Origin of the sequence: Idiomarina seosinensis, from assembly GCF_003987275.1 — a bacterium.
GTDB classification, from domain to species: Bacteria; Pseudomonadota; Gammaproteobacteria; order Enterobacterales; family Alteromonadaceae; genus Idiomarina; species Idiomarina seosinensis.
In genome coordinates this window covers 1,149,642-1,162,773 of the sequence record NZ_PIQF01000001.1, presented here as the reverse complement: position 1 = coordinate 1,162,773, position 13,132 = coordinate 1,149,642, and the positions used below count along the sequence as shown (strand labels likewise).

The following is a 13,132-nucleotide window of genomic DNA, read 5'->3' as shown; positions in this document are numbered from 1 at the left end:
GAGCTCACCGATGCAGGTAGGCGTCATTAGTTTATTTCCTGAAATGTTTGCGGCGATCACCGATTACGGTGTCACCCGTCGGGCAATTAAGGAAGGTTTGCTGGACATAAAGGTGTGGAATCCGCGTGAGTTTACTCATGATAAGCACCGTACGGTTGATGATAGACCTTATGGTGGTGGGCCTGGAATGCTGATGATGGTGCAGCCGTTAGTGGATGCAATACAGGCAGCAAAACAGGAGCTCGGCGAGCAAACACCGGTTATTTATCTGTCACCCCAAGGGCAAAAACTCGATCATCAAGGGGTAACTCAGTTAGCCCGGCATGAACGATTAATTTTGATTGCTGGTCGGTACGAAGGCATCGACGAACGTGTCATTCAACAACACGTTGATGCGGAATGGTCGATAGGGGACTTTGTCCTAAGCGGTGGGGAACTGCCGGCAATGGTGGTTATTGACGCTGTTGCCAGATTGGTTCCAGGCGTTCTAGGTCATCAAGACTCGGCGGCAGAAGATTCTTTTGCGGACGGGTTATTGGATTGTCCTCATTATACGAGGCCGGAGTTTTACAACGAGCAGCAGGTTCCCTCAGTATTGCTGAGTGGAGACCACGAAAAAATACGTCGCTGGCGGTTGCAACAGTCACTGGGTAAAACCTGGTTGCAACGCCGAGATTTAATTAATGGCCTAGCTCTGACTGACGAGCAGCAATTGTTGTTGGATGAGTTTATCGCTCAGCAGCAAGCCGAGAAATAACGTACAGTTTATCTAGGATAGGAGAATAACCATGGCAAAAGTTAGCCAAAATATCATTAAGGCTCTTGAAGAAGAGCAAATGAAACAAGATTTACCGGAATTCGCTCCAGGCGATACGGTTAGTGTAAATGTAAAAGTAAAAGAAGGTAACCGTGAGCGTCTTCAGGCATTTGAAGGTGTGGTTATCCGCGTACGTAACCGCGGCTTGCACTCTGCATTCACGGTTCGTAAAGTATCAAATGGTGAAGGCGTTGAGCGTACCTTCCAAACGCACAGCCCATTGATCGACAGCATTAACGTTAAGCGTCGCGGTGCCGTCCGTCGCGCGAAACTGTACTACTTGCGTGAGCGTTCAGGTAAATCTGCACGTATCCGCGAGAAACTTACCAGCAAATAAGCTGGCAGGTTTACAGAAAAACCCGGCTCCGGCCGGGTTTTTTTATGCTAAGCTGCTGCCATGGACGAAGATATACAGATACTGTGCGCGGCCCTTTCCGAGTTACTAAAGAGCCAGCCACAGTGGACTGAACACCAACTTATTGAACAACTGAAACAACCCCCGTATCAACTTTTTGATGAGCAGGCGTTGCGTGATCCGCTGTCACTTTTTCGAACTCACTTTTTAATCTTTCACTGCCTCTACCGATTGCAGGCCGAGTGGCGCAATCAACAGATCGCAGAGCTTGAAATCCATACTCTTGCGATTAAAAAGCTGACGTGGCAGCCGGGTATAGAAGGTTTGCAGGCGAGAGACCCTTTAGCCAGCTATTATTTGGATTTAACGCAGCTAACGGACACCTCAAAAGTCGACGTAGAGCAACTATTGAACGATTTTTGGGATTCTATGGGACAAACGAATGCTGTAAAAAAAACGGCAATGCCTTATCAGCAAGCCTGTCAAACAATGCAGCTGACACCTCCAGTGTCTAAACACTCTCTTAAGCGTCAGTACCGGCGTTTGATCCATAAGCATCATCCGGATAAAGGGGGTAGTCTGAGGAAAATGCAGACCGTTAAAGCCGCCTATCAGGTATTAGTCAACCATCTTTAAAGTTTTTGTAGTGAGCGAGTTGTAGTCATGCCATCAGATAAAAAAGTAACAGATAACCCTCAGCAACAATTGGAACATTTACGTGATGCGATTGATGCAGTCGATACGCAGTTGGTCGAACTTATTGCACAACGCGCTCAAATAACGGCGAAAGTGGGTGAGGTAAAGCGCGCGTTAAAGCAACCGCTTTACGTGCCGGCGAGAGAACAACAACTTATTGAGGCTCGTCGTCAATTTGCCCAACAGTGTGGTCTCGAACCTGAATTGATAGAAGATGTGTTACGACGGATTATTAGAGAGTCTTATAAAACTCAATCGACACAGGCAACGGCGACTTCCAGCGATTTATCACGGCCAGTCGTTATAGTTGGTGGCAATGGTCGCCTTGGTCAGCTTTTAACAAGGTTTTTTAGCAATACTGGATATCCCGTCACTATCATTGAAAAGGGTGATAAATTTGATCGACAACTAGCACAGCGAGCGCAGCTAGTGTTAATTGTGGTGCCGGTTAATAGCACTGTTGCAGTGATTGAGCAATTGCCTGAGCTCGCCGCTGATTGTGTGCTGGCGGATGTCACCAGTATTAAACAACCACCGCTGGCAGCGATGTTGAAGAAGCATGCGGGACCTGTGGTAGGCTTACATCCAATGTTTGGGCCGTCAGTTCACAACCTGGCAAAACAGTTGGTTGTAGTGACGCCGGGCCGGGCCGCTGACAATTGCCAGTGGGTCATTGACCAATTTGTTAACTGGGGTGCGCATGTAGAGACCATCCGCGCAGAACAACACGATGATGCGATGGGATGGATCCAGGCGATGCGGCATTTGAGCACCTTCACTTACGGTCTACATATGGCTGAAGAAAACGCTGACATTGAATCATTACTCCAGCTTAGTTCACCGATTTATCGAATGGAGTTAATGATGGTTGGCCGATTATTTGCTCAAAATGCGGAGCTTTACGCGGACATTATAACGGCTAATCAGCGTCAGTTTGGCACTATCAGCCGCTATTTAAATCGGTTCGCCGAGGCTATTCAATTATTAGAGCAAGGTAAAAAAGAGGCGTTCGTCGAGCAATTTGAGCAGGTTAAAAACTATTTTGGTGAATATGCCTCACAATTCCTAGAGGAGAGTGAAGCGTTGGTGCAATTGGCGGATGATCAACGCTTCCGCCAACAGTAACTCAATAATCAATTACTAAACTGTTGAATTAACTCACTCAAAGCATCGGGTGCAACCGGTTTGTGCAAGGTCGCGTTCATACCTGCCGCGCGGCACGCGTCCATTTCAGTTGCACTTTGATGGCTGGTTACAGCTATTACAGGAACCGTTGCGAATTGCTCATATTGGCGTATCTGACGACAAACATCAGCACCCGACATATCAGGCATTTCATAGTCAAGAAATATTAGCTGGGGCTGTTGTCGCAAAGCCGCTAATGCCTGCTCGCCAGTTTCAGCAGTCACTACATCGACTTGATGTTGACTTAGCATTGCTTTAAAAACTTCCAGGCTGATAACGTCATCATCAGCCACTAATACCGTTATTCGGTTATTATCACTCATACAACTACCGTTTTTCTTACAATACCTTTACCCTAGCATTGTCGGTTTTATTTGCCTAGTACGGAGGAGAGTGGTGATGAGCAGTAGCAGACCAAGGATTAAGGTGTGGGATAGCTTTATTCGCTTGTATCATTGGGTCATGGTTGGGCTGTTTGGAGCTCTTTGGTGGAGTGGAAAAAATGGCGAAATGTCTTTGCATATTGAGTTTGCCATAGTCTTAGCCGCTTTATTAATTGTCAGAATTGGTTGGGGGTTGTTCGGCAGTGAAAATGCCCGGTTTAGTTACTTTGTCCAGAACCCGGCTAAAATTCCAGCGCATTTTTCAAGCTTATTCCGGCGTCGTTATCAAAACGGGAATACGCACAGCAGCGCCGGCAGCTGGGCAATCGTGGCTATGCTGACGTTGTTAGTTGCGCAAATTATTACTGGACTATTCAGTACTGATGGAATTTTATTTTCCGGACCACTCAACCCATATGTTAGTTCAGATACCGCTGCTTGGCTGACAGACTGGCATAAAGCTCAATTTGACTACATCCTGGCCATTGTTGGATTGCATGTTCTGGCAGTTGTTGTGTATCGCTTGATGGGCGTGCCGTTACTGAGTGCTATGATTACGGGTTATCGTAACAGTAAGGCCCGACAACCGTCACTAAAGTCCGGTTGGCAGGCGATACTGCTGACAGTTGCAGTCTGGTTTATTTTAACCTTAGTGCTTAAGTAACCAACTAATCTTTATAGTTATCATGGCAGCCTTTACAGTTTTTGGCTGCCTCTTTAAAGGCGGGTGCAATATCGCTCATTGAGCCGGTGGAGGCGACAGTCGCTAATTGCTCAGCGCCCTGGATAAAGTCTTCACTGCGCTGTTTAAAATCATCCCAGTTGTCCCATATTTCAGGTAATGCATCGGTGTTTTCACCGGGCATTGCACCTTCTACGGAAAAGCCATCCCAGGGAATGTGACTCAAACGAGCAAAGTCATCGGCGCGCTGGCTAAAAATCGCAGCGTCATACTCCACTTCGCCTTTTACCATTTCTGCCATTGCGACAAAATTATCGCGCATTATAGACAGTGCATTTTGGCGATAATCGACAGCAGATTCTGCGTCATTAAAGGCGTGTTTGTCAGCATTAGCACTGGCAGTTAAGCCAACACTTATTAAAGCCGCAGTAGTAGCAATAATCAGGTTTCTCATAATAACTTCCTTAAGTTGTTATTGTTGGTGAAACTTAACGATAATTTCACACTATCTATCGGTTAACACTTGTTACTTTACATCAATACGAATAGTTTGGGGAAGTGGGTTAAAACCCTACTAATTAATAACAAACGGGGAACCAAGAATGAAAACTAAGCATCAGTTGAGTGCTTTGGCGTTAGCGTTTACCACCGCGTTTTCGGCCTCGGCAGTAGCTGATCAGACTTCTCGCACAAACGGTATGCGAGATAATACGCCGAGTCTGATCGCAGTGCAAAATGCGACGGTGGTTACGGAACCAGGAAAGCAGGTTAGTAACGCCACCCTAGTAATAAGAGACGGTAAAGTAGTATCGGTGCAGCAAAATAATCGTGCTCCTGAGGGTGCCCGCATTATCGACGCTACCGGCTACACCTTGTATCCGGGATTTATTGACGCCTATGCAAATTATGGTGTGCCGCAAGCTGAGAAAACATCGCGTCCCGATGCTCCAATTTATAATAATGAACGGGAAGGTGGTAACGCGGCCAATGACGCTATTCATGCCGAACAAAATTGGTACAGTCAGTTTAAAACGGATAGCGAAGCTGCTCGTTCCTATATTGACGCGGGCTTCACTAGCGTCCAGTCGGCTCGGCTAGATGGCATTTTTCAGGGGCGTGCGTTAACGGTCTCTTTAGCAGACAAAATACCCAACGATGTTATTTATCAGTCGAAGAGCCGGCATTTTGGTTCGTTTGACAAAGGCGAATCACAGCAGCAGTACCCGAGTTCATTAATGGGTAGTATTGCATTGGTCAGGCAAACTCTGTCAGACGCGAATTGGTACCAGCAGGCGCAAGGTAAGCAAGCGCAGAATGGTCCGGTGGAGTTTAATGCCGCGCTCGAATCGCTGACTGATATAGAACAGACCGGCATCGTATTTAAAGTTCAGGATGAAAAATCCTTGCTACGTGCCGACTCTGTGTTTGACCAGTTTGAAGTACCGACGGTATATGTTGGCTCGGGTTATGAGTATGCACGGCTAAATGATGTGAAAAACGCCGGCAGTCGCTTAATTTTACCATTAAATTTCCCAGCGGCGCCTGATGTCTCTGGGGTAGATGCACACTTGGACGTCGACTTGGCTAAGTTACGTCACTGGGAACGAGCACCGGCTAACCCTGCAATGCTGGCACAAGCCGGAGTTGATTTTGCGTTAACAATGCATGGCCTCGATAAAGCAGATTCGTTCTGGCCGAATGTTAAAAAAGCTATCCGTCACGGCTTAACCAAAGAGCAGGCGCTAGCAGCCTTAACCACTATTCCGGCAACCATTGCCGGGGTTGAGGAAAAAGTTGGCAAGCTGAGTAGTGGCTATATGGCTGACTTTGTCATGGTAAAAGGTGACGTGTTTGAAGACGGTGTTATTCAATCTGTCTGGACGCAGGGGCAAGAGCAGGAGTTATTGCCGCGCCATGAGGTCAATTTTGCCGGTGATTATCAAATTGACTGGCAGGGCACTGCTGTCGCATTAAACATAACCGCAGAGCCTACCGCTGGTGGTGAATTCACCTGGGGTGAAGAGAACATTAAGTTACGTCATGTTGCCAGCGAACACGATGAGATGCAGTTTGTTGCTGATTTGCCACAGGCTGAACCTGCCGGCACCTGGCGATTCAAATTAGCTCCCAGCGCACAGCAACAATTCACTCTGACCGCCAAAGCACCAAACGGTCAGGAACAGCAACTTACCGCTGAATACTCGGCCGCCGAATCAAACGACCAGAAATTGACGGAAACAGAGGTTGATTATGTCGGTGACTTGACCTTCCCAAATGTTGCTTATGGAGTTAATGGTTTACCGGAACGTCAGGATGTGTTGATTCGAAACACGACGGTATGGACTGCAACAAGCGACGGCATTTTAGAGGGTGCCGATGTACTCATTCGCAATGGCGAATTTGCCGAAGTTGGTAAAAACATCAACGCCGGCAATGTTGATTTAATCATCGACGGGTCCGGTATGCATCTGACCCCCGGCATTATCGATGAACACTCGCATATTGCTATTGATCGCGGTGTCAACGAAGGCTCCGAAGCAATTACTTCAGAGGTCCGCATTGGTGATGTTGTTAATTCCGATGATATCCATATTTACCGTTCATTAGCGGGTGGCGCGACGATGGCACAGTTGCTACATGGTTCGGCTAACCCAATCGGTGGACAAGCGCAGGTGATAAAGCTGCGGTGGGGTGCTAATGCCGACTTGATGAAATTTGACGCAGCGCCGGAAAGCATCAAATTTGCTTTAGGCGAAAACGTCAAACAAAGCAACTGGGGTGACGATATGACAATTCGTTATCCGCAGACTCGTATGGGTGTCGAGACAATCATGCGTGATGGCTTTCAGGCAGCACTGGAATATCAACAGCAACAACGGGCCTATGAACGGTTAAGCCGCTCAGAAAAATCAAAGCAGGCAGCTCCGCGACCCGATAAGCGCCTGGATGCGTTAATCGAGATTCTAAATAGTGATCGTTTCGTACACGCTCATTCTTACGTTGCTTCAGAAATTTTGATGTTGATGGAAGTGGCGGAAGACTTTGGCTTTACCCTGGATACCTTTACCCACATTTTAGAGGGTTATAAGGTCGCTGACGAAATGGCAGCACATGGCGCTAGTGGTTCTACGTTTGCCGACTGGTGGGCTTATAAGTTTGAGGTGTACGATGCAATTCCGCACAACGCCTGCTTAATGAATGAGCGCGGCGTATTGACCAGTATTAATTCGGACAGTAATGACCTGCAACGGCGACTGAATACAGAAGCGGCAAAATCGGTTCGCTATTGTGGTATGGATCCACACGAAGCGTTAAAAATGGTCACCATTAATCCTGCTAAACAACTCAAAGTTGAACAGTACGTAGGGAGCATCGAGGAAGGTAAACACGCCGACTTTGTGCTTTGGAATAATTATCCATTAAGTGCCTATGCTCGGGCGCAACAAACCTGGATTAACGGTCGTAAATACTTCGATCGTCAGTTGGACGAACAACTTCAACAACAGGTTCAGGCTGAGAAAAATGCACTGATTCAGAAGGTTCTGGCCGCTGGCGATAAAGCTATGATCGGCGCTGATGACGTGTATAAAGAAGACCAGCCAACTTGGCATTGCAATACCGATCACGATGTCTGGCTTGATCATTTTGCAGCAGGCGCGCATAGCCACGGAGGAAAACACTAATGAAATACTTGACTCATACATTAGCTGCTGCTGTGCTCAGTACACTGGTGGCGGCGCCAACGGCTTTAGCGAATGACCAGGTACCTGGTGAAAAGCAACAACAGCCGATAGTGCTGCAGGGTGGAACCTTGCACACGGTGGCAAACGGTACCTTAACGGATACCGATTTGGTCTTCAGCGACGGTAAAATTACCGCCATTGGTAAGGATGTTGATGTTCCGGCACAAGCCCAGGTTGTCGATATCTCAGGGCAACATGTCTATCCAGGCGTTATTGCAATGGATACTACGTTAGGGCTTAACGAAATAGAGGCAGTGCGGGCTACTCGCGATGCTCGAGAGGTCGGCGAAGTTACTCCAGAAGTGGCGGGGCATATTGCCTATAACGCCGATTCGGAAATTATTCCGACCGTTCGCTATCATGGTATTACCCACGCACAAGTGGTGCCGGAGGGTTCTCTAGTAACTGGCCAATCTTCGTTGATGCAGTTGGATGCCTGGAACTGGGAAGATGGCTTAGTGAGTGCTGAGTTGGGCGTCCATGTCAGTTGGCCTCGCACCTATATTGTGGATACCTGGTGGGAACGGCGTTCGCCAAAAGAACAACGAGAAGCAAACGCTAAAGCGCTGAAACACTTAAAGCAAGTGTTTATTGATGCGAAAGCATACTACGATGCGAAGCAGGCAGACTTAAACATTGAACAGGACCAGCGTTGGGAAGCTATGTTGGGCTTATTCGATGGAAGTAAAAAGCTGTTTGTGCAGGCCGAAGACAAGCGGCAGCTGGAACAGGCGTTAGATCTCGCACAAGAGTATGGTTTTAAATTGGTGCTCATGGGGGCTCGTGATTCATGGCGCATTGCAGAGCGTTTAGCTGAAACACAAACACCAGTTGTGTTCGGCTCTCCATATGGTCTGCCAGCGCGTGATGATGAAGGTTACGATCAAGCTTTCTCCACGCCAGCGAAGCTTGCTGAAGCCGGAGTTAATTTTGCAATCGCCTATCCGGGTTATTGGGATGTTCGTAATTTACCCTTTGCTGCAGGCCAGTCAGTTGCATTTGGACTTGGAGTCGACGAGGCAATAAAGGCCATCACCCTGAAACCAGCAGAGTTTCTTGGTGTGGCAGATCGGTTAGGCTCCATTGAAGTTGGTAAGAGCGCATCTTTCAGCGTTTCGAAAGGGGACTTGCTGGACCCAATTAGTCAGGATCTAACCCATTTATTTATTGATGGGCGTAAAGTAGAGCTGGAAAGCCGGCATACTGAACTGTATGAAAAATATCAGCAGAAGCCGGCGAAATAGTCGTTAGTAATAATTAATAAAAACCGCTCTTGATGGGCGGTTTTTTTATCTTTAACGATCGAGCAGCTTACTTAAAATCGCTTTCAATGTCGCCGGTTCAAATGGCTTATCAGTTAGTGCATCAACACCACTCTGTTTGACATTTGCCAATTGCGGCTCGTTAGCCCGTGCGGTTACCATTAATAGTGGCGTGTGTGAATGAGCCGAGCTATTACGGACATATTGTGCCAACTCACTGCCATTAATCTGTGGCATGTGAAAATCGGTTACAATAAGATCGAATTGCTGTTCATTTAGAATATCAATCGCTTGCTGACCATTTTCTGCTTCGACACAATGCTCAACGCCCATGTTCTCCAGCACTCGTCGTAGTACGTGACGCGAAGTGATACTGTCATCAACAATCAGTACCCGTAAGTCCTCAACGTCGTACAAGTCGAGCTGCAAGTAGTCGGGTTCGAGCAGATCGACGGTTGCAGTAATAGCCCGCTGCAGCTGTTCGGGTGAGAAAGGCTTTGGTAAAATGGCGACAATGCCTGCTTGTTTAAACTGCTCGAGCTGATCAGCACGATGCTCACTCGATACCAGCATAAAATGCACCGTGTCTTGCAGCTGATGCTCATGTACATAATCGATAAGTTGGTGCGCGGTACCGTCTTCGAAATACATGGCACTGGTAATGATGTCTGGTTGCCAGCTTTGCATTAATGCTTTAGCTTGGTCCAGAGTCGATGCCCCCTGGGTTTGCTTAAGCCCCGCTTGGTTAAGGTGTTGAGTAATGACCTTGCGTTGCACATCGGAGGGTTCTACCAACAAAATTCTTAGTTGGTCTAGCGCTACAGACATAATTGAGTGAAAGTTAATTAATGATGCGAAAAGATTATGGGATTTAGCAGACAAACTCAATCAAAAAAATATATGCTAAAACAAATAAACGTAAAGTAAGGGGTTGTCATGGGCGTAACAAGAGAGTTTTCCACTGATCAGAAGCAATTAGTGATAGCTATTAAAGGCAAGTTTGACTTTAGCCTGGTGCAGGAATTCCGGCAGGCCTATAGTCACATTGGTGAGACTCAGCCAACGGTAATTATAGATTTACGCGAAACCGAATACTTAGATAGCTCTGCGCTGGGTATGTTACTGAATATGCGAAAATCTTTGGGCAGCAGTGTGCGCGGGATCCAATTAATTAATGCCCGACCAGAGGTTAAGCGGATATTAGATATTTCTCGATTCGATAAGATGTTTACGATTAGCTGATGAAAATACTGGTTGTAGATGATCAAAAAGCCAATCAAATTATGCTTGAGGGGTTATTAACCGGCATTGGCCATGAGGTTTGTTGCGTTGATAACGGACAGCTGGCGCTTGATGTATTTGAACAGTTTCAGCCCCAAATTGTTCTGCTCGATGTCATGATGCCGCACATGAATGGTTTTGAGACCGCTCCTAAGTTGAAACAATTGAGCGGTAATGTTCACCTTCCTATTATTTTTATTACGGCACTGGATGCAAAAGATACATTGCTGAAATGTTTGCAGGTAGGTGGCGATGATTTCTTAAGCATTCCTTTTGAGCCGGTTGTATTGCAAGCAAAAATTAATGCGCATGCGCGGGTGCGAGAGTTAAGTTACTCGCTGGCAGAAAAAAATAGAACATTAAATTGGCATTCCAATCGCATGGAGCGTGAGCAAAACATCGTCCAGCACATGTTGCGCAATGCATTGCGTGAAAACGAGCTGGAGCAACCCTTTATTCAAACGTTTTTGCGCTCCGCCTCCACCTTTAATGGTGATCTCTGTTTGGGCAAACAAGGTCCGTTTGGCAACTATTATTTATTTTTAGGCGACTTTACAGGTCATGGTCTAGCGCCGGCCACCGGTACTTTACCTATATCGCAGGCATTTTTTGGTATGGCAGCGCGCGGCTTATCGGTTAGCGATATGGCGACTGAGTTTAATCGGCGGCTGATTAACTTGCTACCGGACGATATGTTCTGCGCTGGTTTGATCGTTGAAATTTCGCCCGGCGGTGAACGACTGACTTGCTGGAATGGCGGTATTCCAGACGCCGTGGTGATGAATAAAGAAGGTCATATTGAGCATTATTTACAGCCGCGGCACATGGCGTTGGGGATTTTACCAATGCAGCAGTTCGACAGTCAGGTAGAGCATATATTTGTGCGGCCGGATGATTTCTTAGTCGCGTTTACGGACGGCGTGGTTGAGATGGAAGTGCAACCCGGCAAACTGTTAGGCGAAAAAGGCTTTTTATCGATGCTCTCGCAAGCCTGGCAGTCAAACGGCAAGCAGGGCTTTGATTCGGTCCGTGAGCAGTTGCAGGATCTGGCCTTTCGACAGCAGGACCAAGACGATATTTCATTGATTGCAATGCAGTTTAGTAACGAGTCGGCGCCAAAGCTGCAGGAACAGGTAGCGCATAACCACCTGCCATTTACGTTGCAGATAGATATTGGTAAAGCTGAGATGGATCGTCTAGATCCGGTGCAGCAGCTGGTTGACTCATTGGGTAAACTCGATGCTCTAAAACCACACAAAACAACGTTGTATTTGTTGTTTGCAGAGTGTTTTAACAATATCTTAGACCATAATGTATTGCAGCTGGATTCGGGCTTAAAAGAGCAGTTGGGGTTCGAGCGTTACTATCAGGAACGTGAGCAGCGGCTGAATAAATACGCTGACTTTAAAATCGAACTAGTGATTCGTTATGACCCAACTTCAAAAATGGTTAACTTTGAAATTGGATCAAACGGAAAGCGACCCTATATGACCACCGGTAACGCGGATGGGCCCCCAAAAAGCTGTGAGGAACAACTGTTTGGTCGTGGTTTACAGTTGGTTGAGACATTTGCGGATAAGGTCGAGTGGCGGCGACAGGGTCAGCGCTTATTTGTTCAGTACGACGTTAGCCGCCCGCCCGTTTAACGCGGTAACCTTGTTTGCTGAGCCATTGTTCGGCGGCGTCACGCTGGTCGCCTTGCAGTTCAATCTCATAGTCTTTGACCGCGCCGCCAACACCGCAAAACTGTTTAAGCTTTTTAGCAATCGTTTTTAACTCCTGTTGAGGTTTCGCAATACCAGAGACAATGGTTACGCCTTTACCTTTACGGCCCTTTGTTTGTCGTTGAAGGCGGACCACTCCATCTCCTTCAGGGATCTCCTCAGGTTCGGGCTCAGGGTCTATTTTGCCTTGTTCGGTCGAATAGACGACCTGGCTTAATTGGTCTTTCCAGTCACTCATTCCTACCACTTCTTTTTCGGCTGAAATAATTCTTCTAATTCATCTTGCTTGCGGTTGGCAGCATCACGCGAATTAACGTCTTTCAGTTCACTGGTAATTTGTTCTAATGCCTGACTGACGCTTTGTTGCCGTTCATCTATATATTCGTCGCTGTAATTTTGGTCCTCAAGCGAACGTAAGGCTTTTTCATAGTATTGCCGCGCAGAACCCAGCATTTGACCCTGATAGGCATTCTGGCCACGACGTATCAGTGTTTCTACGCTAATTTTCAGTTGTAGTTTTTGTAAGCGCGCGTCTTCAGTGGTGTAAACGTGGCTATCAACTTTGCCGCGAGCGTGTTCTGAACGTAATGCGCTGCGCAGTCTTTTAAGCGCATTGATCATGGCAATAATTTGTTTGTCGTTATGAGGTAATTCAAACTCTTCTGTAATCAGTGAGGTGTCAGAACGATCCATTTGCTGTAACCGCTGATCATAATCATTGATGCGTTCTTTATAATCGTTGCTTGGACTAACGTCGTTCATATTTGCCAGTAACTCACGCGCACGCGAATTCAGTACGGCCAGCATCGACTTACCGATTGGAAAGTAACTGGCCATATTTAACAAGTCTTCAACTTGCTCCAGTGCCGCGCGAAACTTTGCGAGCTTCTGACGGCGGGCGATATCCTGCTTTTGTTTGTGCTGCTGAACAGCGCCAATCATTATCGCCAAAATCGCTAGTAAAATTATCAGCGAAATGATGATGGTGTATAACATGCGTTTTC

14 protein-coding genes are annotated in these 13,132 nt (G+C 46.9%); 9 read left to right on the top strand and 5 right to left on the bottom strand.

Translation table 11 applies throughout. The annotated features are described in order from the left end of the window. The first annotated feature begins 10 nt into the window (after positions 1-10). From trmD to tyrA, 4 genes are read left to right on the top strand one after another with little or no spacing between them, the layout of a single operon-like run. Positions 11-757 carry a tRNA (guanosine(37)-N1)-methyltransferase TrmD gene (gene trmD / locus CWI81_RS05540; RefSeq protein ID WP_126784280.1) on the top strand — a complete coding sequence of 249 codons (747 nt, stop codon included), beginning with the start codon at positions 11-13 and terminating at the stop codon, positions 755-757. A 31-nt stretch (positions 758-788) separates the two neighbouring features. Next, positions 789-1,154: a 50S ribosomal protein L19 gene (rplS, locus tag CWI81_RS05535; RefSeq protein WP_126784279.1), complete on the top strand. Its 366-nt coding sequence runs from the start codon at positions 789-791 to the stop codon at positions 1,152-1,154. Positions 1,155-1,214: 60 nt separating this feature from the next. Further along, positions 1,215-1,808: a DNA-J related domain-containing protein gene (locus CWI81_RS05530; protein ID WP_126784278.1), complete on the top strand. Its 594-nt coding sequence runs from the start codon at positions 1,215-1,217 to the stop codon at positions 1,806-1,808. A gap of 27 nt (positions 1,809-1,835) precedes the next feature. Further along, the gene (tyrA, locus tag CWI81_RS05525; protein ID WP_126784277.1) at positions 1,836-2,993 is read left to right on the top strand and encodes a bifunctional chorismate mutase/prephenate dehydrogenase; all 1,158 of its coding nucleotides are present in this window, start codon (positions 1,836-1,838) and stop codon (positions 2,991-2,993) included. Positions 2,994-3,001: 8 nt separating this feature from the next. On the opposite strand, the gene CWI81_RS05520 is transcribed toward tyrA, so the two are convergent. Then, entirely contained in the window at positions 3,002-3,376 is a 375-nt protein-coding gene (locus CWI81_RS05520; protein ID WP_126784276.1) for a response regulator, read from the bottom strand. A 76-nt stretch (positions 3,377-3,452) separates the two neighbouring features. Here CWI81_RS05520 and CWI81_RS05515 point away from each other — a divergent pair, with 76 nt between their 5' ends. After that, positions 3,453-4,100 carry a cytochrome b/b6 domain-containing protein gene (locus CWI81_RS05515; RefSeq protein ID WP_126784275.1) on the top strand — a complete coding sequence of 216 codons (648 nt, stop codon included), beginning with the start codon at positions 3,453-3,455 and terminating at the stop codon, positions 4,098-4,100. A 4-nt stretch (positions 4,101-4,104) separates the two neighbouring features. Here the strand turns inward: CWI81_RS05515 and CWI81_RS05510 are convergent, their stop codons facing one another. Next, complete coding sequence (locus tag CWI81_RS05510; RefSeq protein ID WP_126784274.1) at positions 4,105-4,572, bottom strand: c-type cytochrome; 468 nt, start codon at positions 4,570-4,572, stop codon at positions 4,105-4,107. A gap of 148 nt (positions 4,573-4,720) precedes the next feature. Between CWI81_RS05510 and CWI81_RS05505 the strand changes: the two genes are divergently transcribed. Next, a complete protein-coding gene (locus tag CWI81_RS05505) occupies positions 4,721-7,801 on the top strand; it encodes an amidohydrolase family protein (RefSeq protein WP_126784273.1) in 3,081 nt (1,026 codons plus the stop codon). Beyond that, the gene (locus tag CWI81_RS05500) at positions 7,801-9,105 is read left to right on the top strand and encodes an amidohydrolase family protein (RefSeq protein WP_126784272.1); all 1,305 of its coding nucleotides are present in this window, start codon (positions 7,801-7,803) and stop codon (positions 9,103-9,105) included. Before CWI81_RS05505 ends, CWI81_RS05500 begins: the two co-directional genes overlap by 1 nt. A 51-nt stretch (positions 9,106-9,156) precedes the next feature. Here the strand turns inward: CWI81_RS05500 and CWI81_RS05495 are convergent, their stop codons facing one another. Continuing rightward, entirely contained in the window at positions 9,157-9,951 is a 795-nt protein-coding gene (locus CWI81_RS05495) for a response regulator (protein ID WP_126784271.1), read from the bottom strand. 108 nt (positions 9,952-10,059) lie between these two features. Here CWI81_RS05495 and CWI81_RS05490 point away from each other — a divergent pair, with 108 nt between their 5' ends. Together CWI81_RS05490 and CWI81_RS05485 are read left to right on the top strand one after the other, a co-directional pair. After that, the gene (locus CWI81_RS05490) at positions 10,060-10,365 is read left to right on the top strand and encodes an STAS domain-containing protein (protein WP_126784270.1); all 306 of its coding nucleotides are present in this window, start codon (positions 10,060-10,062) and stop codon (positions 10,363-10,365) included. Then, positions 10,365-12,050, top strand: coding sequence for a PP2C family protein-serine/threonine phosphatase (locus CWI81_RS05485; protein WP_126784269.1), 1,686 nt, complete (start codon positions 10,365-10,367; stop codon positions 12,048-12,050). Before CWI81_RS05490 ends, CWI81_RS05485 begins: the two co-directional genes overlap by 1 nt. Here the strand turns inward: CWI81_RS05485 and yciH are convergent. Beyond that, positions 12,031-12,366 (bottom strand): stress response translation initiation inhibitor YciH, encoded by a 336-nt coding sequence (yciH, locus tag CWI81_RS05480; RefSeq protein ID WP_126784268.1) that lies wholly within the window; start codon positions 12,364-12,366, stop codon positions 12,031-12,033. The two genes, CWI81_RS05485 and yciH, sit on opposite strands and share 20 nt — an antisense overlap. 2 nt (positions 12,367-12,368) lie before the next feature. Next, entirely contained in the window at positions 12,369-13,124 is a 756-nt protein-coding gene (locus CWI81_RS05475) for a hypothetical protein (protein WP_126784267.1), read from the bottom strand. Positions 13,125-13,132: the final 8 nt, after the last annotated feature.

Excerpts from the sequence above, each read along its gene's own strand:
- trmD (WP_126784280.1), top strand. The coding sequence starts at position 11 with ATGCAGGTAGGCGTCATTAGTTTATTTCCTGAAATGTTTGCGGCGATC.
- rplS (WP_126784279.1), top strand. The coding sequence starts at position 789 with ATGGCAAAAGTTAGCCAAAATATCATTAAGGCTCTTGAAGAAGAGCAA.
- CWI81_RS05530 (WP_126784278.1), top strand. The coding sequence starts at position 1,215 with ATGGACGAAGATATACAGATACTGTGCGCGGCCCTTTCCGAGTTACTA.
- tyrA (WP_126784277.1), top strand. The coding sequence starts at position 1,836 with ATGCCATCAGATAAAAAAGTAACAGATAACCCTCAGCAACAATTGGAA.
- CWI81_RS05520 (WP_126784276.1), bottom strand. The coding sequence starts at position 3,376 with ATGAGTGATAATAACCGAATAACGGTATTAGTGGCTGATGATGACGTT.
- CWI81_RS05515 (WP_126784275.1), top strand. The coding sequence starts at position 3,453 with ATGAGCAGTAGCAGACCAAGGATTAAGGTGTGGGATAGCTTTATTCGC.
- CWI81_RS05510 (WP_126784274.1), bottom strand. The coding sequence starts at position 4,572 with ATGAGAAACCTGATTATTGCTACTACTGCGGCTTTAATAAGTGTTGGC.
- CWI81_RS05505 (WP_126784273.1), top strand. The coding sequence starts at position 4,721 with ATGAAAACTAAGCATCAGTTGAGTGCTTTGGCGTTAGCGTTTACCACC.
- CWI81_RS05500 (WP_126784272.1), top strand. The coding sequence starts at position 7,801 with ATGAAATACTTGACTCATACATTAGCTGCTGCTGTGCTCAGTACACTG.
- CWI81_RS05495 (WP_126784271.1), bottom strand. The coding sequence starts at position 9,951 with ATGTCTGTAGCGCTAGACCAACTAAGAATTTTGTTGGTAGAACCCTCC.
- CWI81_RS05490 (WP_126784270.1), top strand. The coding sequence starts at position 10,060 with ATGGGCGTAACAAGAGAGTTTTCCACTGATCAGAAGCAATTAGTGATA.
- CWI81_RS05485 (WP_126784269.1), top strand. The coding sequence starts at position 10,365 with ATGAAAATACTGGTTGTAGATGATCAAAAAGCCAATCAAATTATGCTT.
- yciH (WP_126784268.1), bottom strand. The coding sequence starts at position 12,366 with ATGAGTGACTGGAAAGACCAATTAAGCCAGGTCGTCTATTCGACCGAA.
- CWI81_RS05475 (WP_126784267.1), bottom strand. The coding sequence starts at position 13,124 with ATGTTATACACCATCATCATTTCGCTGATAATTTTACTAGCGATTTTG.